The organism is Roseburia sp. (assembly GCF_041325975.1).
Classification (GTDB): domain Bacteria; phylum Bacillota; class Clostridia; order Lachnospirales; family Lachnospiraceae; genus Roseburia; species Roseburia rectibacter.
Window position 1 is genome coordinate 915,506 of the sequence record NZ_JBGLEJ010000005.1, and the last position, 24,272, is coordinate 939,777.

Below are 24,272 nucleotides of genomic sequence, written 5' to 3' on the forward strand. Positions count from 1 at the left end.
CCTTAGAATAGCATTATTTATTATTGCCCATGTCCACGCTTGCGATACGGATGTTCACTACGGATACTTCAAGTCCTGTCATATTTTCAATCGCATTTTTTACTCTGTCCTGTACTTTGGCTGATACTTCCGGAATTGAATAACCATAAGAGATATTCAGCGCAACGTCTACATTGACGGTTCCCTCAAGCACCTCTACGCGAATGCCTTTGGAAAGATTCTTCATGCCAAGCTTACTAACAAGTTCATTTGTAATGTTGCCAGCCATGGAACCTACCCCTTCAACCTCAGTAGCGGCAAGCCCTGCAATGATGGCAACTACCTCATCTGCTATCTTCACTTCTCCCAAATTACCATCCTTTATTTTAAATGTTTTTCTATCCTCACCCATCGCTAATTGCCTCCTAAGTGATATTATGAGTCTATTATAACAGACTATTCTTATTTTGGAAACTAAAATTTGTATAAAACTGTGGAGTGAACTGTGAAGTAGTTTTATCAGCCTCTCCTTCTTTTAAATCAGTTTGATATATGCATCTAGCTGCTCTTCTTCCAATTCAGCCACTAAATCTGTGAATCGTTCAAGTTCTCCCTGTACCGCATAAGATTCTAAAGCGTTATAATAATCCAATCGATTTTCTTTTGCTATAGATACTGGCAAAAACCCTGCCGACATAAGCTGATAAATCATCAGCAACCTTGAAATTCTGCCATTTCCTTCAATAAATGGATGAATGCGCACAAATTCCGCATGTGTCCATGCTGCATATTCAACAGGATTCAATGCATCCTTTTTCCGTCCTAAATCATCATAAAAATTTTTAATTTGAATAAACATATCATTTCCAACTGGTGGAACGTGCACCGCGCCACTGATCCGTACCTCCTGATTCCGGTAAATACCGCCCACTATAATATTTTCTGTCAGAATTGCATGAATATCCTTTACAATATGCTCATCCAAGGCTTTTCCTTCTGCTATACACTTTTTAACATACTGATATGCCTTCTTATGATTGACAACCTCATATATTTCCCGCAGTTCTTTTCCACCTACAGCAATTCCATCTTCTAAGACTACCTTTGTTTCCATCAACGTCAATGTATTTCCTTCTATAGCCGTGGAATTATGCGTAAAAGTCAGTTCAAAGTCCTTTTCATAGGAAGATAATGTGACTGTATCTATCTTATCTTTTCCCTGACTATATATTTTTTGTTTTTCTAAAATTCTATTCAGATTCATAATAGACCTCTTTGATTTGCATTCATGCATTTCTCATATATATTATTGTATCGCAAACTAATTTTTACATTTCATCATAGTCATCTCCAAGATTTTTCATTTTTCCAAAAAATAAAACACCTCAATATAATAATTATACCAACGCCCCTGCCTTTTGTAAAATCAAAGTTTCGTATTCAAAAATACTGTTAAATTTTAAAACTCCCTTTTCGGAAATGTGTTCCATATGTTTGCCAAATAATGTAACAGCTCCTTATTTACTCACAAATAAAACAAATCCTATAATTATATGAATCCTGTACAATATATCGCACAAAAAAGGCGGAAAATAAGGCATATCAGATAACCTAATATCTAGTATGCCCTAACTGCCTGATTTGTATCATTTTATACAATTTTATAACTTTCTGAAACCCAGGTAAAATCAGCGTGAAGCCAGTATTTCCGCCGTATCAATAAACTCATACGGTGTCGTCTGGTACACATAATAATTCAGCCAGTTTGAATAGAGGGTATTTCCATGTGACCGCCACTCTAATCTAGGTTTCTTCGTATCATCATCATCCGGATAATAGTTGACCGGGAGATCGATCGGCAGTCCCTTTGCTTTATCACGTTTGTATTCCTTATCAAGTGTGACACGGTCATATTCCGGATGTCCCATGACAAAAATACGTCTGCCTTCATCTGCGATTGCAAGGAAAACGCCTGCTTCATCTGACTCAGCAAGGATCGTCAGATCCGGTATTTTCCGGATATCTTCTGCACGGACTTCCGTGTGTCTTGAATGAGGCGCCATAAAATAATCATCAAAGCCACGGACTAACGGCACTTTACGGTTCATGACATGATGTTCAAACACACCAAATACTTTTTTATCCAGCAGATGCTTTTTTAGTCCATAATGATAATAAAGTCCTGCCTGTGCACCCCAGCACAGATGCATTGTGGATGTTACATGTGTCTTTGTCCATTCAAAAATATCACACATTTCCTTCCAGTAATCCACTTCCTCAAACTCCATCTGTTCCACCGGAGCACCTGTAATGATCAGTCCATCAAAATAACGGTTCTTCACTCCATCAAATGTCTCATAAAACTTGTTTAAATGACTCATGGATGTATTTTTTGACTCATGGGATGATACCGTAATAAATGTCACATTGATCTGTAACGGTGTGTTAGACAATGAACGCAGAAGCTGCAGCTCTGTGTCTTCTTTTAACGGCATTAAATTCAGGATTCCGATCTCAATGACACGGATATCCTGGTGTGTTGCACGACTTTCATCCATAACAAATATATTTTCCTTTTCCAATATCTCTTTTGCCGGTAAATCACTCTGTGTCTTAATTGGCATAATTACACTCCATTCTCTGAGCAATTTGTTGGGAAGCGGCGACGCAAATGTCAGATTTGTGTCTGCCATAAAAAGTATTTGTTTTGCCCAGAAACAAATACCTGTGTGATAAATAAGCTATCGAACTTATTTATCGCACTGTACTCCCATTCTCTGTATTAATTCCAAGCAGGGCAAACAGTTCTGCTTCCGTAAGCACGGTTATTCCAAGTTCCTGTGCTTTTGTCAGTTTACTGCCCGCACTTTCTCCCGCAACAACATAATCTGTCTTTTTTGATACGGAACCGGATACTTTTCCGCCGTATTTTTCCACCAGCTCTGCTGCTTCTTTTCTTCCCAGTGTCGGCAAAGTACCTGTAATAACTACTGTTTTTCCGCTGACTGCCGAATCGATCGTCTCTGTTTCTTCCGCTTCCATATTTACACCTAACGACTTTAAACGATTGATCATCGCTCTGTTTTTTTCGTCATGGAAGAAACGGAAAATGCAGTCTGCACTCACTTCTCCGACATCATCCACCTCCATTAGAGTTTCCCGATCGGCTTCCTCTAAATCTGTGATCGAGGAAAAACGTTTCATGATCGTCTTTGCTGCCGCTTTCCCAACATTTGGAATACCAAATCCGGTAAGAAGCATATACGCATCATTTTCCTTTGCCTTTTCGATCGTATCTAAAAGTTTGTCCGTATTCTTTTCTTTTCCGATAATTCCCTGTTCGATCAGTTCTTCTCTGTGATCTTTCAGTTCAAATATGTCAGCAATATCTCTAATATACCCCAAACGCACAAGTTCTTCAATATAAACCGTACCAAATCCCTTGATATCCATGGCATCTCTGCCGACAAAGTTAATGATATGACGTTCTAACTGCGCCGGGCAGTTTGGCGACGTACATTTGATATCTGCTGTATCTTTTTCGCGTTCCGTCTTTGCACCGCAGACCGGACAGACATCCGGAATCATAAAACGCTTCCAGCCGTCCGGTCTTTTTTCCTTGCGGACTTCTTTGACCTTTGGAATGATCTCTCCGGACTTATAAACAACGATCGTATCACCAATTCCCACATCAAGATCATCAATAAAATCCTGATTATGCAATGTTGCTCTTGAAACAGAAGTTCCACACAGGCGCACCGGTTCAAAAACCGCTGTCGGCGTGATTCTTCCTGTTCTTCCAACGGAAAGCTCAATATCAAGCAGTTTCGTTTCTTTTTCTTCCGGCGGATATTTGTATGCGATCGCCCATTTCGGGACTTTCGAGGTATTTCCCAGCAGTTCCCTGTCTGAATAACGGTTGATCTTAATGACTGCCCCGTCAATATCATAGCCAAGATTTCCACGATTCTCTCCGATTGCCGTGATGGCATCCCAGACTTCGTCTGCAGTCTTACATACTTTGTAATCTTCGATGATCGGAATCCCCTGTTTCTTTAAAAATTCATATCCTTCGGTATGCGTTGCAATCTCCATGCCACGCACCTGCTGGATATTAAATACAAACATGGACAGTTTTCTTTCTTTTGTCACACGGCTGTCAAGCTGGCGCAGCGTTCCTGCAGCGCAGTTTCTTGGATTTGCAAAAATCTTTTTACCGAGCAGTTCCTGTTGTTCATTGACTCTGTCAAAGTCCTCATTTTTCATATAGACTTCACCACGGATCTCCAGATATTCCGGGTGGTCTTTCAGTTTCTTTTTAACATCTGAGATCACTTTTGCATTTGCTGTCACATCTTCGCCAAAGTTCACCCCATCACCACGCGTCAGCGCAAGGGCAAGTTCGCCATTTTCGTAGCGGAGCGCCATAGATAATCCGTCAATCTTATATTCCACCACAAACTCAGGATCATCTAACTGCTCTTTCATCTGCTCCACAAAATCAACGACTTCCTCCTTCGAAAATACATCCTGAAGACTTAACATCGGGACATTATGGTGCACCAGAATACCTGCTGTACGCTTTGCCGTACCACCGACATGCTGTGTCGGCGAGTCTTCAGTTACAAGCTCCGGATGTTCTTTTTCCAGCCGTTTTAACTGCTGCATCAACATGTCAAATTCATAATCTGAGATTTCAGGATTATCCTGATTATAATATCTGTCGCTATGATAATTGATCTTATCTCTTAATTCTTTGATCTGTTCTTCCGGTGTCATCTGTCTCCTCCATCCCGTCTGTGAATCACTGTCGTGTTTGATGAATCTTTTACAAGCCGCATCAGTTCATCATATTCCTGTGATGTTACTTCGCGGTAATTCCCGGCTTTTAAATCTCCCAGTTCGATATTCATAATACGGGTTCTTACCAGTTTTTCCACTCTGTATCCAAAATATTCGCACATACGGCGGATCTGCCGGTTCAATCCCTGTGTCAGGATGATGCCAAACTGCCTTTTTCCTGTCCGCCAGACTTTACATTTACGTGTGGTAGCATTCAATTCCACCAGCGGCACGCCACCTGCAAGTCCCCGCAGAAAACTGTCCGTCACAGGTTTATTAACGGTAACAATATATTCTTTTTCATGCATATTTCCGGCACGCATAATGCGGTTTACAATATCACCATTGTTTGTCATAAGCAATAATCCTTCGGAATCTTTGTCCAGTCTTCCAATTGGATAAATCCGTTTGGGATAGTTGATATAATCCACCACATTATTTTTTTCTCTCTTTTCTGCGGTACACACTACTCCTGTCGGTTTATGAAATGCCAGAAGTATCATTTCATCTTCTTTTTTTACCGGCTTTCCACAAAAAAGAACCGTCTGTCCCGGCAATACTTTTGCCCCCATGGATGCAGCCACACCGTCTATTGTCACATTTCCGGCTTCCACCTGGCGGTCTGCCTCTCTTCTGGAACACACTCCTGCCTCGCTGAGATATTTATTGATTCTGACTGCCTCCTGCATTTTTCACCTTTCTCTTTCTGCACAAAAGCGGAGACTTCTTTTTAAAGTCTCCGCCATTTTTACTATGACAACAAGTCTGTTGCTGGAATCCTGCTACACATCATATATTCAGTAGTTACTGCAACAGGGAAGTTTTAATATATCCGGTCTGACCATTCCATGTCACCTTTGTCCAGCCTTCTGCATAACTCATGACCACCGTTACTTTCTCGCCTGTAAATGCGGTTCCTATCTTGCTGTCTGACTCACTCATTCCAGAACGTACATTTACAGAATCCTTTAATGTAATAACTGTTCCCTCTGCTATGAAATCACCTGCAGATGTCTGTTCATCATTACCACCATTATCTGTTTGTCCATTGTCTGCTTCAGAATCAGCATTCTTTGTAGTCAGATATTCTGTTTTGATATATCCGGTCTGACCGTTATAATTAACAATACTCCACTCACCATCTGTACCTGTTCTTGTAAGTGCTGTACCCTGCTCTAACGTACCAAGTTTTTCTGATTCGGTATCTGCTGCTGCCCTTACATTTACCGTATCTACTGCATAAACTGTATCCGGTTCGCTCTGCGTCGGTCCATTTTCCTCAGGCTGGTCTGTATTCTCTTCCGGCGTTTCAGTCTGCTCTGCCTCCGTTGTTTCTTCCGGTACCTGCTGCTCAGTACTTTCTGTTTCGGTATTCTGGCTTACAATCGTACCTGCCCACTCAGTGATTGCATTCGGAATTGTCGTCTGGATCATCTCGCTCAGCTTATCATCTGACGCAACTGCCGTGTCATATTTGTCCTGGACTTCTTTCTGGAGTGAATTGACATCTTCACTTCCCTCATACTCACTGATCAGGTTCTGGATGCTTGTATCTAACGCATTTTCTTTTATCTTTAAATTGTACTGGCTGTAAAGGTTATCAATATATACACTGCCATCATCATTCGTGCGCACATAGAAGAAATCCAGTCCCGGTGCAACTGTATCTACATCCTTAAATTTTACTTCCACATAAACAGACACAAGATATGAAGATGCATCAAGCCCCTGTTTGGTATAACATTTGATATTCTGGTATGCATCAACATACTGACTGAATACAGAAATATAGCTTTTCTCATTTTCTGACAATGGAGTGGCGATTGTCTGAAGAGTATCCGTATCTCCTGCTGCATATGCGGTGTAATACTGGTTGATTAATGTATTTACATCCTCATATGCATCCACTTCAAATTCCTGCACTGCATCATTCGATGCCTCTGACGTAACTTCTGTTGCCGCAACATCCTGTCCGTTCTGTGACTGTTTCGGTGATCCGGCTTTCACTAAAATAAGCACAAGTGCAAGGAATAATACACCTGCTGTGATATACCGGACATTCTGTTTTATGAACATAAGGATCTTATTTGTCCCACTATTTTCTGTTTTATTACCTGTCTCTTTATTTTCTGTATCATTTTTTAATTTATCATCAACATTCGAAGAAGCCATTGTATTTTCCATCCCTTTCCATTTGTTATATAAAACTTCACAAAAATATGTAACAGGCGAAACATATAGTATGCCGCCTGCTATCTGACTGTCAAAATGCACCCGGCGGGAATCGAACCCGCATTGCCGGAGTCGGAGTCCGGTGTTCTATCCATTAGACTACGGTTGCCTGCTCTTACTATTCATATAAGGGATCTACAACGCAAAAACACTTTTTCACGCACGTTTTATCATAACAGACCCTAAAATAATTGTCAACAAAAAATGCCGGCACAGGTTACCGTGTCATTCCGCACGCTTGTATTTTCCTGTTCTCCGGCATTTCTTAAAATTTAATGAAGATCTTTTAATATACGATTCAGAAGATCCTTTTTTTCACTATCCGATTCTTTTCCTATCATAACTGCCACCCAGACGGCAGTCCCCGATATTTTTTCTTTTTTCAGGAAACAGATATCCTCTGTGCTCTGACTGTCTTCGCGGTACCTGCTTACAATCCGGTTTAATTCTGAGAAAATTTCTATCAGCCTGTCGAAATCATTTTCCCTCTCCAGGATCATTGTTTCTCCATGGCACCTTTCCTCCCCTGCGGTTGCAATGATCTGCATACAAAGATGCAATTCACCTGTGATATCCGACGCCTCCATCAATACATCCGGCCGCATTTCTCTTGTTTCCAGAAAAATCTTTTTTGCCAGATCAACATCACGTTTTCTGAAACATTCGGCAAGTCTTTGTTTTAATTCACCTGTTTCTGCCTTTTCTCCAAGCATTCCCACCTTACATTCATACACACGCAATTTCTTAACGGTAACCCAAACAAGCAATAGAAATTCAGAAATAAATCCAAATACTCTTTTATGGTAGGCATCTTCTCCCGTCTCCAGTTCAATCCGCTCTGCCACTTCAAAAAAAATGGAAAACAGCCAGGACGCATATTCATCAAATAATTTTTTTGATGTGACAAGAATATTTCCAAAATAAGTCTGTCTGCCATTTACCAGCGTGTCAAACGCATCTGCATATTCCGGGTATTTCTCTGCTATGACTTTTCCTGTCATTTCAAGCGCCCGTATATTATGATTTGCCGAAAATCCATCATAGTAAGAATTATTTAACTGAACCTTTTTCGTTGTGACCAGGTCATATTTCTTTAACAGTTCCCGGTATTCCGCCTCCGTATAAATCTGTTCCTTTTCATTGATCAGATATCTTCTGTAATGGCAGGTACCGACATAATCCACATCATGACAATTTTTCCAGATCCAGTAAAATCCTGTCAGTTCACTGTAATAACAGTTCAATGCCGAGATCTGTTCTCCTGTATCATCTCCCTGATATCCAAAATCTTCCCCACATGCCCTTCCGACATGGAGCGGTACATACAGTTTATCCGACAGCGGCGTGAATTTTTTGTGTGTCATGGTATATATGCGCATGGACATGATATGTCCCTCCTCTTTTGTGTTGTGCTCTGCATAAATAAACTATAACACAATTATCCTTCTTTTTTAACCGATCCCATGTTCTTTTTTTATCATCTCTTTCATTTCATTCAAAATGTCTGCCGAATTTTTTAACTGGATTTTTTCTTCATCATCCAGCGAGATCGGTATCACATCCTCCACTCCGTCTTTTCCAACAATGGCAGGCATACTGATCACGACGTCCTCCATCCCATAAATGCCACGCATCATGGATGATACCGGCAGGATCGACTGTTCATTTCTTATGATACATTCACAGATCCTCTTTACCGCCATTGCGATTCCATAATACGTGGCGTGTTTCCGTTCAATGATCTCGTAAGCACTGTTTCTTACTTTTTCATAGATACGGTTTTCTGATTCTTCATGCATAAAATGTCCCCGCATTTCACAGAAATCGCTAAGTCTCACACCTGAAATATTTGCATTTGACCATGCTGCAAGTTCACTGTCTCCATGTTCGCCGATGATAAACGCATGTACACTGCGGTTGTCCACCCCTAAATGCTCCCCGATCAGATATTTTAACCGGGCAGTATCAAGCACCGTTCCCGAGCCGATCACACGGTGTTCCGGAAAACCAGAGAGCTTTAATGCCGTATAGGTAAGAATGTCTACCGGATTTGACACGATAAGGAGGATTCCCTCACAGTCTCTCTTTGCAATTTCCGGAATGATCTGTTTATAAATTTCTACATTTTTGTGGATCAGATCAAGCCTCGTCTCATCCGGCTTCTGGTTTGCTCCTGCCGTGATGATAATGATCCCTGCATCTGTGATATCATCATAATCCCCGGCATATATTTTTACCGGTCTTGCAAATGGAAGTCCATGGCTTAAATCCATTGCTTCTCCCTCTGCCTTTGCATGATCTGCATCGATCATAACCATTTCTGAAAAAATACCGCTCTGCATCAGCGCAAATGCCGATGATGCACCTACAAATCCGCAGCCGATCATCGCTGCTTTTCTGATATTCATTTTTCCCATATGATTTTCCTGCTTTCTGCCATGTAAACATGGCTTTTTTTATAATATTTCCTGATCGCAGAAAAATTTATACATAAAAAGGGATGCCGCCATATGACGACATCCCTTTATGATCCATGACAATAAAATGTTTACGGATCATTCATTCTATTATTTCAGGCAACAACATCCTCAAACTGTGAATTATAAAGATTTGCATAAAATCCGTTTTTCGCAAGCAGTTCTTCATGATTTCCCTGTTCCACGATATCCCCATCCTTCATGACAAGGATCAGATCTGCATTACGGATCGTTGATAATCTGTGTGCAATGACAAAACTGGTTCTGCCACGCATCAGGTTATCCATTGCCTTCTGGATCGTAACCTCAGTTCTCGTATCAACCGAAGAAGTTGCCTCATCGAGGATCAAAATCTTATTATCTGCAAGAATTGCCCTTGCGATCGTAAGGAGCTGTTTCTGTCCCTGTGAAACATTGCTTGCATCCTCATTTAATTCCATCTGATAACCACCCGGAAGCGTCTTGATAAAGTGATCGGCATGTGCTGCTTTCGCTGCCGCGATCACTTCCTCATCCGTGGCATCTAAACGACCGTAACGGATATTTTCCATGATCGTTCCTTTAAACAGCCATGTATCCTGCAATACCATTCCAAACGCATCCCTTAATTCCCTGCGGTTAAACTCTCTTACATCATGACCGTCTAATTTGATAGAACCGCTGTTTACATCATAAAAACGCATTAAAAGTTTTACCATCGTGGTCTTTCCTGCTCCGGTCGGACCTACAATAGCGATCTTCTGTCCCGGTTTTACATGAGCACTGAAATCTTTGATGATCGTCTGATCCGGATTATAGCCAAACTGTACATGATCAAAATCAACCGTTCCTGTCACTGTACTCACATCTGCCGGATTTTCTGCAGTCTGATCTTCCTCTTCCTCATTTAAAAAATCAAACACACGCTCGGATGCTGCCGCCATCGACTGCACCTGGTTGATGACCTGTGCTATCTGCTGGATCGGCTGCGTAAAGTTTTTTACATACTGGATAAATGCCTGGATATCACCGATTGTGATCGTTCCACGGATCGCAAACAGTCCACCGGATAATGCCACGGCTGCATAGCCAAGGTTTCCGACAAACATCATGATCGGCTGCATCATTCCGGACAAAAACTGGGATTTCCATGCTGACTGATACAGAATTTCATTTGTACGGTTAAATTCATCGATCGTATCTTTTTCACGGTTAAATGCTTTGATAACTAAATGTCCGCCATAAACTTCCTCGACCTGTCCGTTGATGTGGCCTAAATATTCCTGCTGGTCTTTGAAGTATTTCTGGGAATTCTTAACCACAAATGAGATCAGTGCCATGGAGATTGGCAGGATCACGATCGCGATCAGTGTCATCAGCGGAGAAATACTGAGCATCATGATCAGTACACCGATCAAAGTAGCAACCGATGTAATGATCGTTGTGATACTCTGGTTTAATCCCTGACCTAAAGTATCGACATCATTGGTGATCCTTGATAAAACCTCTCCATAAGTACGGCTCTCAAAATATTTCATCGGCATGCGGTTGATCTTTTCAGAGATTTCTTTACGCATCCGGTAACAGATCTTCTGTGTCACACCTGTCATGATCCAGCCCTGGATAAAGTTAAAAGCTGCACTACACACATAAAGTCCAAGCACAAACAAAAGAATCTGTCCGATATAAGTAAAATCAATGCCTCCAGTGCCCTGAATCTTTGCCATCAGTCCTTCAGAAAGCGCTGTTGTTGCTTTTCCTAGAATTTTAGGGCCGATTACATTAAATACCGTAGAAGCTGCCGCAAAAATCATGACCACAATAATCGCTGCTTTAAAACTTCCAATATAAGATAACAGTTTTCCTAAAGAACCTTTTAAATCTTTTGGTTTTTCTCCCGGCTGCATGCCATGTCCCATCGGTCCTCTGCCACGGCGCTGCATTCCTGTTCTTTCTCTTTCATTACTCATTGACAGACACCTCACTTTCCTCGATTCCAAGTTCTTTTGCAGAAAGCTGTGAACGTGCGATCTGCCGATAGGTCTCACAATTTTTCAGCAATTCCTCATGTGTACCTTTTCCGACGATTCTGCCATCATCCAGTACAAGGATCTGTTCTGCATGCAGGATCGTACTGATTCTCTGTGCCACAATGATTACCGTACTGTCCTTAACTTTTGATGCAAGTGCCTTTCGAAGTGCTGCATCCGTCTTTAGATCAAGTGCAGAAAAACTGTCGTCAAACACATAGATCTTTGGCTGTTTTGCAATCGCACGTGCAATGGCAAGACGCTGTTTCTGTCCTCCGGAGACATTGCTTCCACCCTGTGCGATATCGCTGTCATATTTTTCCTGTTTTTCTTCGATAAAATCTGTTGCCTGCGCGATTGCTGCTGCTTCTTTGATTTCCTCATCCGTAGCATCCCGCTTTCCAAAACGCAGGTTCGAAGCAATCGTACCGGAAAACAATACACCTTTCTGCGGTACAAAACCAATCTCTTCTCTCAAATCTTCCATGCGGATATTCCGGATATCCTGACCATCTAGTGTAACACTTCCGTCCGTAACATCATAAAGCCGCGGGATCAGATTGACCAGTGTAGATTTTCCGCATCCGGTACTTCCGATGATCGCCGTTGTCTTACCTGGCTCTGCAGTAAAATCAATATCTTCAAGTACATCTGCCTCTGCACCCGGATAACGGAAGCTGACATGTGAAAAACGGATCACTCCTTTATGTTCTTTTAACTCTTCCGGAGTCTTTGCATCCTCTATGGAAGATTCTGTATTGATAACCTCATCGATGCGCTCTGCTGCGACTGCTGCACGCGGAAGCATGATAGACATTGCTGTCAGCATCAAAAATGCCATAACGATCATCATCGCATACGTAATAAATGCTGTCATCGATCCAACCTGCATAGAACCTGCATCAATCTTATGAGCTCCTACCCATACGATACCTACGGTCAGAAGATTCATGATCAGCATCATTCCAGGCATCATAAATGTCATGACACGGTTCGTAAACAGCATTGTTTTTGTCAGGTCTTTATTCGCATCATCAAAACGCTTTTCTTCCTCTGTCTCCCTGCCGAATGCACGGATAACAGAAAGTCCTGTCAAAATCTCCCTTGATACCAGATTGATCTTATCCACAAGTTTCTGCATCAGTTTAAAACGAGGCATCGTAACTGCCATCAATACCATAACATATCCGAGGATCACAAGGATTGCAAGAATAATGATCCATCCCATTCCTGCTCCCGTCTGGATGATTTTTAAGACACCACCGATACCAAGGATCGGCGCATATGCAACCATACGGATCATCACGGCAGAAACCATCTGGATCTGCTGGATATCATTGGTACTTCTTGTGATCAGGGATGCCGTGGAAAAACGATCCATCTCCGCATTCGAAAAACGTACCACACGTCCGAATATTTTTCCTCTGAGGTCACGTCCGATCCCTGCACCGATACGTGCACCAACAAATCCTACCAGAACCGTTGCAACCCCCATAAGCAGCGCCATCGCAACCATTCTTCCTCCGGCTGACCAGAGGTAAGATGTCTGTATCTTATCAATATCCAACCCTGCCTGCGTATCGCAGTTAACCGCATAAGCAATTCCCATTGATTTTACCAGGGAGCTTCCCATCGTATCAATCGTATCGGAAACGGTATCACGCATAGATAAGATCTGGTCTTCTGTCATTGCCCCGGATGCTTTCATGGCCGAAAAAATCGTGCGCATATCCACGCAATTTGTGGCTACGGTATTTCCATCATCATCCTCTATCTCTTTTTCAAAAGAAGTAAGCGGCACGCCCATGGACTCCCCGATCTGTTCAATGCTCATATTATCAAGCATTGCCTGATCCATTCCGGTCTGTTTTGCCACACTCTCTTTAAAGGTCTGCTCATCCACCGATGACATCTGATAATTCATCAGGAGTGGTAAAAGCAGTGCATCATCCAGCTCCTCTAACTGTTTTTTATCTGTAACAGTCAGACGGTAAACCTCTCCATCCTGTTCGTAGCTGTTCTCCCAGCTTTCTTTTTCCTCATCTGTCATAAAAAGCTGTACTAATGTAAATTCATCTTCTGTTACTGCTTCCGGCAGTACATGCTCCACACCTTTGTTCTGGATACCGACATCAATAATATCCGATGTATATGCCGGAAGTGACAGATCACACCATGCCTGAACAATCAACAGCGCGATTACTATGATCAATCCCTTCCAGTATGGGAGCATATTTTTAAATATTTTGCTCATATTCTACTCTCCTTTTTGTCTCATTTTCCGGTCTGCAATTTCTTCTTTGGCTGCCTCATACAGTTCGTTCAGACAGTCTATCATACCTTCCATATCATCCCTGTCCATTTTTGAAATAACCGCATGTGCAAAATTACTCATGATCTGCTCGCACTCCTCTGTTTTCTTTTTCCCGGAATCTGTCAGTTTCACATACGTATTTCGTCTGTCCGCCTTATTGACATCACGCTCAATATATCCTTTATCCTCTAATGTCTTTAAGGTACGTGAAACTGCGGGTCCCTTCGCTTTCAACTTCGCAGTCAGTTCAGATACCGTCAGTTCTTCCTTTCCCATTTCCCCGTTGCAATGCCTGATCGCCAACATCGTCATACCTTCAATTTTGGTGATATCCGGCACAAGATCGCCCATATGCAGTTTATGGAACTGATACAGTGCAGAGAAAAATCTTGTAAATAAATCATCCATTTTTGTTTTTCTCACCTCGTTATTTAACATTGTTATGTATTCTCCTTGTTATTTATTTACAGTGGCATATATTAACACAGGGAAGATACTACGTCAAGTATCTTCCCTGCACTTTATCCATTCTTTATATTTTCTTTATATTCTTTTTTTATTTTTACTCACACACCTGATGCATCATATCAATTGTCCGTCTCATTTCTTCGAGATCAAACTGCCCCGGTGCACTTTTCTTTTTATGTGATGCAAACGTCACGCAGGAGCCAAATGTCTCCCCGCTTACTCTGCTGATCTCACCTAATTTTCCCATTGCCACAGTGATAATCGGAGTTTCTTTGTTTTCACAGTGAAATTCAGATGTGACCGCAAGAAGTCTTAAAACATCCTCCGGCGTTTTGGGAGTTACAACCAGTTTGACAATATCCGCTCCGCCTTCACACATACGGTCCAGCAGCATCCGCATAACTTCCATCTGTGGTGTTTCTTCCAGGTCATGATGTGATGCTACGATTTTCTTCCCTTTTTTCTGAATTTTCCGGATCTGCCTTGCAGTGTGTTCCTCCTCAAAAAATTCCAGATCGATCAGATCCACACATTCTGATTCTGTCGCAAGATCATGCAGATCTGTTAATGTTTCCCGGTCAACCGATGCCATTCCACCCTGTTTTGCAGTACGAAATGTATATAAAAACAATTTTTTCTTTAGCAAAGGCGCTGCCTGCTGCAATATCTCCCGCACTTCATTATAATCCGTAAAATGTTCAAATGCATCCAGCCGCCATTCGATCATGTCTGCAGCGGATTCTGCAAGATATTCTATTTCATTTATAACTTCCTCTTTTGTTTTTTCAAGCACCGGAACACAGACCAGCGGACGCCCCGTTCCAACTTCGGTTTCTCTTATTTTCATGCCTGACACCTCCCATTACCTCTTACGTCATTGCTATAATTTTCATTATAACCATCACTTCTCTGTTATGCAAATATTTGACATCTTCTGCAATATCATTTAATATATTTTTGATTTTATCAAATACAAGAGACAGCGCATGTACTTTGGCGCTTAGAATGGAGTTTTATTATGAGTTTTATATTTTTAAACCAGCTTCCTTCTCCGGCAGAGATCAAACATGATTTTCCGCTGTCAGAAGAATTAAAACAGTTAAAAAAAGAACGCGATGCCATGATCTCTGACGTCATCACAGGAAAAGATGACCGGTTTTTAGTTATCATCGGACCTTGTTCTGCTGACAGGGAAGACGCAGTCTGCGATTATGTCAGCCGCCTCACAAAAATTCAGGAGGATGTTGCTGACCGCCTGATCATCATTCCACGCGTTTATACAAATAAGCCCCGTACTACCGGCGAAGGCTACAAAGGTATCGCATCCCAGCCAGATCCTGAAAAAGCACCGGATATGATCGAAGGTCTGATCGCCATGCGAAAAATGCACATCCGTGCGATCAAAGAGAGCGGTTTAACCTGTGCAGATGAGATGCTTTATCCGGAAAACTGGGGATATGTAGAAGATCTTCTCTCCTATGTCGCTATCGGCGCACGTTCTGTTGAAGACCAGCAGCATCGTCTGACCGTCAGCGGTTTTGATGTTGCATCAGGTATGAAGAACCCGACCAGTGGTGATTTCTCCGTTATGCTCAACTCCGTATATGCAGCGCAGCACCCACATCATTTTGTATACCGTGGCTATGAAGTCGAGACAAGCGGTAACCCTCTTACGCATGTTGTTCTGCGCGGTGCAGTCAGCAAACACGGCAACTCCACACAAAATTATCATTATGAGGATCTGATCCGTCTGTGCGACATGTATGAGAAAATGGATCTTGTAAATCCGGCAGCCGTTGTGGATGTAAACCATTCCAACTCCGGCAAAAAACACAAAGAACAGATCCGTATTGTAAAAGAAGTCATGCACAACCGTCAGGTTTCTTCTGAGATCAGAAAAATGGTCAAAGGTGTCATGATCGAAAGTTATATTGAGGAAGGTTCCCAGAAGATTGGCGAACATATCTACGGAAAATCTATCACAGATCCATGCCTTGGCTGGAAAGATTCCAAAAATCTCATTTACACGATCGCAGATATGTGCAATTAATTGATACCTTCTGATAGTATAAATACTACATAAAAAAGAGGAACTCCAAATCTGTGGGTTCCTCTTTTATAGTCTGCATCTTTTTTAACTGTTATCCTCTTGGATGTGCTTTTAAATATACCTCTCTTATTCTTCCCTGTCCCATCTGCGAATAAATCTGTGTCGTTGAGATATCAGAATGACCTAACATCTCCTGGACAGATTTTAAATCCGCTCCATTGCTGATCATATGTGCCGCAAATGAATGTCTTAATGTATGAGGTGTGATCTCCGATTCGATCCCCGCCTTTTTCCCATAAAACTTGATCAGCTTCCAAAAACCCTGACGGCTCATGGCACCACCGGTACAGTTTGTAAACAGCCACGGACAGTCTTCCTGGCTGACCAGATGTTCTCTTCCATCCTGTATATATTTTGCTAATGCTTCCTTTGCAACATTTCCAAAGGGAATAATACGTTCTTTGTGGGTGTCCGTACAGATCACATACTCCATCTGAAGATTCAGATCCGAAATCTTCAGTGATATCAGCTCCGACACGCGTATCCCTGTTGCATAAAGCAGTTCCAACATCGCTTTATCCCGCAGTTCCTTCGGAGTATTGCCGGATGGCTGCTCCAGTAAGAGTGTCACCTCTTCCGTGGTCAGAATGCGTGGCATTGTTTTTTCAATCTTAGGTGCTTTCAACCTCCATGCCGGATCTGCTTCAATTCTCCGCTCCCGCTCAAGGAAATGAAAAAAAGCCTTCATTGATGCTATACTTCTCGAAACAGTCGCTGGTTTCCGTCCCTCGCGCTCTAAAAACATAACATATGCATTCAGATTTGTCTCTGTAACAGCAGCTGCATCACATATATTCTGCCCTGCCAGATATTCATTCAGTTTACGAAGATCACGCTCATAAGAAACCTCTGTATTCTTCGATGTCTGTTTTTCATTGTGAATATATTCTATAAAATCCATAATGTCACGTGTCATGTTTTTTCCTGACTTTCTTTTTATCCTGTGTATTTTTTCATTATAATAACAAGCAAACTAAAAAGCAATCTTTTCAAAATTTTTTTACAAGCATCTTAAGGATCGGATTATTGATATAAGTTTCCGCAAAAACACCGCCAACCATCAGTGCAACTGCTACTCCATAAAACGAGACAGATTCAAATATTTTTTTCATGCGGCTTTTCAGATCACAGTTAAATGATCGATGCGGAATTTCGCTTTTTCCACAGAACCTGCACCATAGCACCGCTGCCACATATAAAAATGCATGCGGGAAAACACTGACGAACGCAAATGCAACACCCCGGATTCCAAGATCTGCAATCGCCATTGTAAGGAAAAACCCAAAAGTTCCTGTCAGCAGGCACAAACATGCTGTTGATGCCACCACGTATCCACACCATTCTCCAAGCAAAAAAGAGAAAAAAGCAAACTTTCCCCTTTTCCAAAACAACTGCCAGAATAGTCTTTCCAGCGAAATACTGCTATATGCAAACTGTTCTAAAATCCATATGTTTAATATCCGGCAAAGATTCCCTTCTTTGTACTTTAACAGGTTTGCAAGAAAAACACCTGCAAAAAACACCGCAAAAAACAGGAATCCTTCTTTTTTCATGCACACCGCACATCCTTTTTCTTTAGTTTATGCGTTTTTCTCCTGATTCAGAAGATTTTTGTATGCAAGAAGTGCAGAAACTGTTTTCGCATCCTGTAATTTTCCATCATAGATCATCTGACACAATTCATCTATCTCATATGCCTCAACATCTATAAACTCTCCCTCATCTAAATGCTGATGACCCGGTTTTAAATTGCGTGCCAGATACACATCAATGAACTCATTGCAAAATGCTACTGTGGTCTTAAGGGATAAAAGACGCGTGAGATCATCACTGCGATATCCTGTCTCCTCTTCTAATTCCCTTGCTGCACATACTTTTGTGTCTTCTGTGACACTATCTCTCGATCCTGCCGGTATCTCAAGTGTCATTCGGTCGATCGCATTCCGGTACTGACGTACCATCAGAATCTTTCCATCTTCTCTCACCGGTACAACTGCTGCTGCACCTTTTCTGTGCGAGATAAAATCCCATTCCTCAAGTTTTCCGTCCGGAAGCTGCATGGTATCCGTATATATATCCAGAATTGCTCCATTTTTTACCAGTTCTCTTTTTATTCTCTTGACCTGTTTATCCATAATGATATTCCTCCACAAATCCTGTCTTCTTTTGTTCTTATTCTTTCTGCTGTTATTTTACCACCCGCTTCGTCTATTTTCCATCAGTTTTTTATATCCTGACATCAGATAAATAAAGTGTTAAAACTTTCCCATTCTCTTTTCAAAAAGGATTAAAGAATGCGCAAATATCTCCTCCATATAACGAATACTGTTATACTGATAACATCTTATCTACAGGGAGGAGACCAGCTATGACAATTGCTGAAATTATTTTTTCTATTATCGGTATTGGCATTATGATCGGAGGTTTTGTTTACGGAATTTATGATTCCTACTGTCAGTCGAAAAAATATCGTACATCCAAATAATAGAATGACATTATATTATCCAAGAAAGAATCCTGCCCGGAGGGCTTTTTATGTAATAGGTAATTTCAACGAATTTACCTATTACATAAAAAACAGACCGCACATATCTGTGTGCAGTCTGTTTTTTCAACCTTCTTTTGCTGTTATGCCATCATCTGCATGCCATTTACACTCGTCTGGCTCTCTAACATCCGGTATCCTACCCTCGGGATCGTTGTTATATACTCCGGTTCCAATGGAGATCTTTCGATTTTTTTTCGGATATTTGTCATATTAACACGAAGTATCCTGCTGTTCTGCTCTGCATACGGTCCCCATATTTTTTCCAAAAGCATCTGGTATGTTACAACCGTGCCAGCATTTAACGCAAGACTTTCTATGATCCGATACTCCACTGGCGAAAAATGAATTTCCATACCTCCAAGCAGAACTTGTCTTTTTGTGAAATCAACTTTAAGATTTCCTGCCTCATAGTATGTATGTGCACCTGTCGAAATTCTTCTTCTCAATGCCGAAAAAATCCGTGCTGCCAGTTCCTTTTCATGAAACGGCTTTACCATATAATCATCTGCTCCGGCATATAATGCCTCTACTTTATCAAGATAGCTGTTCTGTTCAGATAAAACAATAATCGGAGCATCCGTCCACTCCCTAAACCATTGAATTAATGCCAGTCCCTCCATATCAGAAAATTTATTATCCATCAGGATCAGATCCGGGCAGATACCGGTACTCATCTCCATCCCCTGTTTTCCTTTTCCCGCAGTATATATCTTATAATTTTCTTTTTCCATTGCCCTGCGGATCAAATAGGAAATACTCGCATCTTCATCAATCAGTAATATTTTTGCTCTGTCACTTATTCTGTTTTCATTCACGTTAAAACGCCTCCTGTAATATATTTTTATTTGATTACAGGAAAATGTTTTGCCTTCTTTCCATCTACCAGATGGATATATTTGATATTCTGCCACAGCATGATCATATGGCTGCCAAAACGCTTCAATGCCATATGCAAAATAACAGCCGGTATCACAATAAGTACGTATACTTCTACAAGAAAACGTAAAATCTGAAACCTGCTCTGTCCCTGTTCTCCAAGAACGGCATCGCTCTGCGTTGTTCGCGCAAATGCGGATGCCGGTATATTTTCAGGAACGTTACACGCCTGATGTTCCGCTATCCCCGGCTCCATCAGCCAGTCTGTCTGATATTGCTCTATTCTGCCATCAGGCAGTATATCTGCAGCCAGCTTTAAACTCTGTGATGTCTTTTCCAAATGCAGTGTGTCTGTCTGTGGTAAAAACTGAAAGAAAGATATGATCATAAATCCGATCAGAAGGAATAAAATCCACTTATGTTTTTTCACACTCTGCATTTGCCACACCACCTTTCTTTCGCTCTTTTTCAGATGTATTTTAACATATATTTTACATTCTGGCACTATTTTTTTAGGATTTTATCTTCATGGATATGGAATTATGGATTGCAATTTCCATATATACAAGAAAGAATCCTGCCCGGAGTTTTTTTGATTCATAGGACATGAGATTTCCTATGAATCAAAAAACTGCCGTACCGGTCATTTCTGACTCTGGTACGACAGTCTCTTTATTTTTTTCCAATAATAAAATGCACGTTCTGTAAACATTCTATTACCATGAACAATGGCCTGCACGCTTCGCGAGCAAAACTATTGTCACGAATCATTTCGCATAATCCGTTACTCTTGATTCTCGAATAACATTTACCTTAATCTGTCCCGGATATTCCAATTCAGCCTCGATCTGTTTTGAAATATCACGTGCAAGCAATACCATATCGGCATCGCTGATCTGTTCCGGAACAACCATGATTCGAATCTCCCTGCCCGCCTGAATAGCAAAGGATTTTTCTACACCCTTAAATCCGTTAGAAATATCTTCTAACTGTTTCAGTCTGTTTGAATATGTTTCAAGTGTCTCTCTTCTGGCACCTGGTCTTGCTGCACTGATCGTATCTGCAGCCTGAATGATACATGCAATTAATGACTCCGGTTCTACATCACCATGATGCGCTTCTACCGCATTGATGATAATTGGTGATTCCTTGTATTTTCTACATAAATCCACACCGATCTGAATATGGGAACCTTCCATATCATGGTCGACAGATTTACCGATATCATGCAATAATCCTGCCCGTTTTGCAGTTCTTACATCTACACCAATCTCAGCAGCAAGTAATCCGGAAAGCTGTGCTACTTCAATAGAATGTTTGAGAGCATTTTGTCCGTAGCTCGTCCGGAATTTCATTCGTCCTAAAAGACGTACAAGTTCTGGATGAATTCCATGAACACCAACCTCTAAAGTTGCCGCCTCACCTTCCTCACGAATCATTGTCTCGACTTCTTTCTGAGCCTTCTCAACCATTTCTTCGATTCTTGCCGGATGAATACGTCCATCCACAATCAGTTTTTCCAAAGCAATTCTGGCAACTTCTCGACGAATCGGATCAAAACCTGATAAAATTACCGCCTCAGGAGTATCATCAATGATCAGGTCAACACCTGTCAACGTTTCTAAGGTACGGATATTACGTCCCTCACGTCCGATGATTCTTCCTTTCATTTCGTCATTTGGAAGCTGAACAACAGAAATCGTCGTCTCGGCAACATGATCTGCAGCACACTTCTGAATTGCAGTGACTACATACTCTTTTGCCTTCTTATCAGCTTCTTCCTTTGCCTTGTGTTCCATTTCTTTGATCAATTTTGCAGTATCAATTTTAACGTCTTCTTCAACAGTCTTTAAGAGATAATCCTTTGCCTGTTCGGAGGTTAAACCGGAGATCCTTTCCAGTTCTTTCACACGCTCTTCATTGAGCTTTGCGACCTGCGCTTTCTGTCTGTTGATCTCTTCTTCCTTGGCTGCAAATCCCGCCTCACGTTTTTCGATCGCTTCTAACTTTTTGTCCAGATTTTCCTCTTTCTGAACAATGCGTCGTTCACTGCGTCCGATCTCTGCTCTCCGCTCTTTTACCTCCTTGTCTAAGTCATTCTTGACACGGATGGATTCTTCCTTCGCTTCAAGCATTGCTTCACGCTTCTTGGTCTCTGCCGTCTTTACCGCTTCATCAATGATCTCACGCGCTTTTTCATCTGCATTTCCAATCTTAGCCTCTGTTACTTTTTTATAGTAAGCAGTTGTGACGAAATATACAACGACCGCGGTAACCAGTAGAGTGATCACAACAGCGATAATCACACTTCCCACAGGAGCACCTCCTTTATTAAATTTTCATTGTACATATAACATTAAAACATGGATTGTTATCTGTCATAATTACAACATATAAATTTTATTCTATTTTAATATTTATGTCAAGTAGATAACTGTTCAATGTGCATAATATTGCATTTTTATTTTGCTCCAATACAACATATTGTACCAAAAATCCAGGTTTTACTGCATTCTTATTCCTCGTATCCGTCCCAGATCTTCATAACATGTAAAATATCGCTGCCCTTAAATCCACGACGCATCAGATACTGGTATGTTTTTTGCTTTTCTTTGCGATCACATTCCTTTGGATCATAATGCTTCTTCTCTAAAAGCTGACGGATCTTTATCTGTTCATCACTGTCAAACGCTTCATCCAGCGCCTGTTCTATCACGTTTTTATCAATTCCTTTTGTTAAAAGATCTATTTTTAATTTCTGACGGCTCTTCCTCTTCTGCTGATATGAAATATAATTTGTTGCATAACGCAGATCATCAATATAATGATATTTTTTTACATAATCTATTGCAAGATCCACACAGACAGCAGGATATCCATTCTGCATCAGTTTATCTCTCAGCTGATGCTCTGTCCTGTCCATTCGTTCCAACAGAAACATTGCGCGTTTCTTTGCCCTTGTTCCAAGTATTTCATAAATGATCTCATCATATTTTTCCCGGGATATGACAGTTTGCTCCTGTAAACCTAATTTTCTTACCTCACCTTTATATAAAAGGACTTCCATCCCGTTGTCAAAACGAATGGAAGTCCTTCCTTTTTCCCGGGGAATTACTTCAGTGACAAGTAACTCCTGCATCTTTTATTCCTCCGCTTCTGATGACGCAGCCTTCTCGATCGCCTCAGCTTTTTTTGCAATCGCTTCAGCAGCCTTTATACTCTGTGCCTCAGTCTCGTTTTCCTTTGCTTCTTCAGATTCTTCGGTTCCGTCAACCTTTAACATCTCTCTGACTTTTGCCTCAATCTCCTCACAGATCAGTGGGTTATCTTTCAGATACTGCTTTGCATTCTCACGTCCCTGGCCAATCTTATCTCCATTATATGCATACCATGCTCCGGACTTGTTAACAACCCCTTTATCTGCCGCAAGGTCTAAGATATCACCTTCTCTTGAAATACCCTGTCCAAACATGATATCAAACTCTGCTTCACGGAATGGTGGTGCCACCTTATTCTTAACGATCTTTACTCTGGTACGGTTTCCAACAACCTCCCCGCCCTGCTTTAATGCCTCAATCCTTCTGACATCCATACGGACAGAGGAATAAAACTTTAACGCACGTCCACCGGTCGTTGTCTCTGGGTTACCGAACATTACACCTACTTTTTCACGTAGCTGGTTGATAAAGATAACCACACAGTTTGACTTGCTGATAACAGAAGTCAGCTTACGAAGTGCCTGGCTCATCAGTCGTGCCTGAAGTCCTACATGTGAATCACCCATATCTCCATCAATCTCTGCCTTTGGAACAAGTGCTGCCACGGAGTCAACGATCACAATATCTACCGCACCGGAACGCACCATGGTCTCAGTGATCTCAAGTGCCTGTTCTCCGCAGTCCGGCTGTGATATGTACAAATTATCAATATCAACGCCGATATTCTTTGCATAGACCGGATCTAAGGCATGCTCTGCGTCAATGAATCCAGCAATGCCTCCTCTTTTCTGTACCTCTGCAACCGCATGCAGTGCAACTGTCGTCTTACCACTAGACTCCGGTCCATAGATCTCAATGATTCTTCCCTTCGGGAGTCCGCCTAAACCTAATGCAATATCAAGACTTAAAGAACCGGTAGGGATCGTCTCCACATTCATATGTGCGGAATTATCTCCGAGCTTCATTATAGATCCCTTGCCATACTGCTTCTCAATCTGTGAAATTGCAGCATCTAATGCTTTTAGTTTATCATTTTTTACTGCATTGATCTCTTTATATTTATCTTCCTTTGCCATTTCTTTCCTCCGTGCGAACTTATGTTCGTTTTTCTGTTCTAATAGTATTATATTTTTTCTGAAATGTCAACCATAAAATTGTCTGTATTCCCCCACACGCTCTACGACAGGTTTATGGCTGCC

General features: G+C 41.4%; 21 protein-coding genes and 1 tRNA gene. 1 reads left to right on the plus strand and 21 read right to left on the minus strand.

Annotated elements, in window-relative coordinates; all coding sequences use genetic code 11:
• Nucleotides 1–13: 13 nt before the first annotated feature.
• The 13 genes from ACDD58_RS15640 to aroD form a co-directional block, all read right to left on the minus strand.
• Nucleotides 14–391, minus strand: a complete 378-nt coding sequence (locus tag ACDD58_RS15640) for an Asp23/Gls24 family envelope stress response protein (RefSeq protein WP_006857647.1) — start codon at nucleotides 389–391, stop codon at nucleotides 14–16.
• 123 nt (nucleotides 392–514) lie between these two features.
• The gene (locus tag ACDD58_RS15645; RefSeq protein ID WP_370778320.1) at nucleotides 515–1,243 is read right to left on the minus strand and encodes a Fic family protein; all 729 of its coding nucleotides are present in this window, start codon (nucleotides 1,241–1,243) and stop codon (nucleotides 515–517) included.
• A gap of 424 nt (nucleotides 1,244–1,667) precedes the next feature.
• Entirely contained in the window at nucleotides 1,668–2,603 is a 936-nt protein-coding gene (gene metA / locus ACDD58_RS15650; protein WP_118208772.1) for a homoserine O-succinyltransferase, read from the minus strand.
• 130 nt (nucleotides 2,604–2,733) lie between these two features.
• Nucleotides 2,734–4,758 (minus strand): NAD-dependent DNA ligase LigA, encoded by a 2,025-nt coding sequence (gene ligA, locus ACDD58_RS15655; protein WP_118208771.1) that lies wholly within the window; start codon nucleotides 4,756–4,758, stop codon nucleotides 2,734–2,736.
• A complete protein-coding gene (gene rluF / locus ACDD58_RS15660; RefSeq protein WP_370778323.1) occupies nucleotides 4,755–5,510 on the minus strand; it encodes a 23S rRNA pseudouridine(2604) synthase RluF in 756 nt (251 codons plus the stop codon). The genes ligA and rluF overlap by 4 nt, the downstream gene beginning before the upstream one ends.
• Before the next feature lie 115 nt (nucleotides 5,511–5,625).
• The gene (locus ACDD58_RS15665; RefSeq protein ID WP_370778324.1) at nucleotides 5,626–7,005 is read right to left on the minus strand and encodes an SH3 domain-containing protein; all 1,380 of its coding nucleotides are present in this window, start codon (nucleotides 7,003–7,005) and stop codon (nucleotides 5,626–5,628) included.
• 85 nt (nucleotides 7,006–7,090) lie between these two features.
• Nucleotides 7,091–7,162 (minus strand) — tRNA-Arg (locus ACDD58_RS15670).
• A 163-nt stretch (nucleotides 7,163–7,325) separates the two neighbouring features.
• Nucleotides 7,326–8,438 carry a DUF4422 domain-containing protein gene (locus tag ACDD58_RS15675; protein ID WP_186900437.1) on the minus strand — a complete coding sequence of 371 codons (1,113 nt, stop codon included), beginning with the start codon at nucleotides 8,436–8,438 and terminating at the stop codon, nucleotides 7,326–7,328.
• A 66-nt stretch (nucleotides 8,439–8,504) separates the two neighbouring features.
• Entirely contained in the window at nucleotides 8,505–9,470 is a 966-nt protein-coding gene (locus ACDD58_RS15680) for an L-lactate dehydrogenase (protein ID WP_117919008.1), read from the minus strand.
• Between the two features lie 155 nt (nucleotides 9,471–9,625).
• Nucleotides 9,626–11,479: an ABC transporter ATP-binding protein gene (locus ACDD58_RS15685; RefSeq protein ID WP_186900438.1), complete on the minus strand. Its 1,854-nt coding sequence runs from the start codon at nucleotides 11,477–11,479 to the stop codon at nucleotides 9,626–9,628.
• Entirely contained in the window at nucleotides 11,472–13,793 is a 2,322-nt protein-coding gene (locus ACDD58_RS15690) for an ABC transporter ATP-binding protein (RefSeq protein ID WP_186900439.1), read from the minus strand. The genes ACDD58_RS15685 and ACDD58_RS15690 overlap by 8 nt, the downstream gene beginning before the upstream one ends.
• Nucleotides 13,794–13,796: 3 nt before the next feature.
• The gene (locus ACDD58_RS15695; protein WP_117919014.1) at nucleotides 13,797–14,291 is read right to left on the minus strand and encodes a MarR family winged helix-turn-helix transcriptional regulator; all 495 of its coding nucleotides are present in this window, start codon (nucleotides 14,289–14,291) and stop codon (nucleotides 13,797–13,799) included.
• A 124-nt stretch (nucleotides 14,292–14,415) separates the two neighbouring features.
• A complete protein-coding gene (aroD, locus tag ACDD58_RS15700; protein WP_186900440.1) occupies nucleotides 14,416–15,168 on the minus strand; it encodes a type I 3-dehydroquinate dehydratase in 753 nt (250 codons plus the stop codon).
• A 171-nt stretch (nucleotides 15,169–15,339) separates the two neighbouring features.
• On the opposite strand from aroD, the gene ACDD58_RS15705 reads away from it, so the two are divergent.
• The gene (locus tag ACDD58_RS15705) at nucleotides 15,340–16,371 is read left to right on the plus strand and encodes a 3-deoxy-7-phosphoheptulonate synthase (protein WP_370778328.1); all 1,032 of its coding nucleotides are present in this window, start codon (nucleotides 15,340–15,342) and stop codon (nucleotides 16,369–16,371) included.
• 91 nt (nucleotides 16,372–16,462) lie between these two features.
• Here the strand turns inward: ACDD58_RS15705 and xerD are convergent, their stop codons facing one another.
• The 8 genes from xerD to recA all read right to left on the minus strand — a co-directional run bounded on the left by xerD (nucleotide 16,463) and on the right by recA (nucleotide 24,149).
• The gene (xerD, locus tag ACDD58_RS15710) at nucleotides 16,463–17,347 is read right to left on the minus strand and encodes a site-specific tyrosine recombinase XerD (protein WP_117919020.1); all 885 of its coding nucleotides are present in this window, start codon (nucleotides 17,345–17,347) and stop codon (nucleotides 16,463–16,465) included.
• Between the two features lie 73 nt (nucleotides 17,348–17,420).
• A complete protein-coding gene (locus ACDD58_RS15715) occupies nucleotides 17,421–17,984 on the minus strand; it encodes a hypothetical protein (RefSeq protein ID WP_370778331.1) in 564 nt (187 codons plus the stop codon).
• A 27-nt stretch (nucleotides 17,985–18,011) separates the two neighbouring features.
• Complete coding sequence (locus ACDD58_RS15720; RefSeq protein ID WP_117919024.1) at nucleotides 18,012–18,566, minus strand: NUDIX hydrolase; 555 nt, start codon at nucleotides 18,564–18,566, stop codon at nucleotides 18,012–18,014.
• A 493-nt stretch (nucleotides 18,567–19,059) separates the two neighbouring features.
• Nucleotides 19,060–19,794: a response regulator transcription factor gene (locus tag ACDD58_RS15725; RefSeq protein WP_117919026.1), complete on the minus strand. Its 735-nt coding sequence runs from the start codon at nucleotides 19,792–19,794 to the stop codon at nucleotides 19,060–19,062.
• A 26-nt stretch (nucleotides 19,795–19,820) separates the two neighbouring features.
• On the minus strand, nucleotides 19,821–20,294 hold the full coding sequence (locus ACDD58_RS15730; RefSeq protein ID WP_117919028.1) for a hypothetical protein: 474 nt from the start codon (nucleotides 20,292–20,294) through the stop codon (nucleotides 19,821–19,823).
• A 328-nt stretch (nucleotides 20,295–20,622) separates the two neighbouring features.
• Nucleotides 20,623–22,161, minus strand: coding sequence for a ribonuclease Y (rny, locus tag ACDD58_RS15735; protein ID WP_006857696.1), 1,539 nt, complete (start codon nucleotides 22,159–22,161; stop codon nucleotides 20,623–20,625).
• Nucleotides 22,162–22,370: 209 nt separating this feature from the next.
• Complete coding sequence (locus tag ACDD58_RS15740; RefSeq protein ID WP_117919030.1) at nucleotides 22,371–22,994, minus strand: regulatory protein RecX; 624 nt, start codon at nucleotides 22,992–22,994, stop codon at nucleotides 22,371–22,373.
• Nucleotides 22,995–22,997: 3 nt separating this feature from the next.
• Nucleotides 22,998–24,149 (minus strand): recombinase RecA, encoded by a 1,152-nt coding sequence (recA, locus tag ACDD58_RS15745; protein ID WP_117919032.1) that lies wholly within the window; start codon nucleotides 24,147–24,149, stop codon nucleotides 22,998–23,000.
• Nucleotides 24,150–24,272 lie beyond the last annotated feature (123 nt).

Excerpts from the sequence above, each read along its gene's own strand:
- ligA (WP_118208771.1), bottom strand. The coding sequence starts at position 4,758 with ATGACACCGGAAGAACAGATCAAAGAATTAAGAGATAAGATCAATTAT.
- ACDD58_RS15640 (WP_006857647.1), bottom strand. The coding sequence starts at position 391 with ATGGGTGAGGATAGAAAAACATTTAAAATAAAGGATGGTAATTTGGGA.
- ACDD58_RS15715 (WP_370778331.1), bottom strand. The coding sequence starts at position 17,984 with ATGAAAAAAGAAGGATTCCTGTTTTTTGCGGTGTTTTTTGCAGGTGTT.
- ACDD58_RS15685 (WP_186900438.1), bottom strand. The coding sequence starts at position 11,479 with ATGAGTAATGAAAGAGAAAGAACAGGAATGCAGCGCCGTGGCAGAGGA.
- ACDD58_RS15720 (WP_117919024.1), bottom strand. The coding sequence starts at position 18,566 with ATGGATAAACAGGTCAAGAGAATAAAAAGAGAACTGGTAAAAAATGGA.
- ACDD58_RS15740 (WP_117919030.1), bottom strand. The coding sequence starts at position 22,994 with ATGCAGGAGTTACTTGTCACTGAAGTAATTCCCCGGGAAAAAGGAAGG.
- ACDD58_RS15695 (WP_117919014.1), bottom strand. The coding sequence starts at position 14,291 with ATGTTAAATAACGAGGTGAGAAAAACAAAAATGGATGATTTATTTACA.
- ACDD58_RS15730 (WP_117919028.1), bottom strand. The coding sequence starts at position 20,294 with ATGCAGAGTGTGAAAAAACATAAGTGGATTTTATTCCTTCTGATCGGA.
- rluF (WP_370778323.1), bottom strand. The coding sequence starts at position 5,510 with ATGCAGGAGGCAGTCAGAATCAATAAATATCTCAGCGAGGCAGGAGTG.
- metA (WP_118208772.1), bottom strand. The coding sequence starts at position 2,603 with ATGCCAATTAAGACACAGAGTGATTTACCGGCAAAAGAGATATTGGAA.
- ACDD58_RS15665 (WP_370778324.1), bottom strand. The coding sequence starts at position 7,005 with ATGGAAAATACAATGGCTTCTTCGAATGTTGATGATAAATTAAAAAAT.
- ACDD58_RS15645 (WP_370778320.1), bottom strand. The coding sequence starts at position 1,243 with ATGAATCTGAATAGAATTTTAGAAAAACAAAAAATATATAGTCAGGGA.
- ACDD58_RS15675 (WP_186900437.1), bottom strand. The coding sequence starts at position 8,438 with ATGTCCATGCGCATATATACCATGACACACAAAAAATTCACGCCGCTG.
- recA (WP_117919032.1), bottom strand. The coding sequence starts at position 24,149 with ATGGCAAAGGAAGATAAATATAAAGAGATCAATGCAGTAAAAAATGAT.
- aroD (WP_186900440.1), bottom strand. The coding sequence starts at position 15,168 with ATGAAAATAAGAGAAACCGAAGTTGGAACGGGGCGTCCGCTGGTCTGT.
- xerD (WP_117919020.1), bottom strand. The coding sequence starts at position 17,347 with ATGACACGTGACATTATGGATTTTATAGAATATATTCACAATGAAAAA.
- ACDD58_RS15690 (WP_186900439.1), bottom strand. The coding sequence starts at position 13,793 with ATGAGCAAAATATTTAAAAATATGCTCCCATACTGGAAGGGATTGATC.
- ACDD58_RS15705 (WP_370778328.1), top strand. The coding sequence starts at position 15,340 with ATGAGTTTTATATTTTTAAACCAGCTTCCTTCTCCGGCAGAGATCAAA.
- ACDD58_RS15680 (WP_117919008.1), bottom strand. The coding sequence starts at position 9,470 with ATGGGAAAAATGAATATCAGAAAAGCAGCGATGATCGGCTGCGGATTT.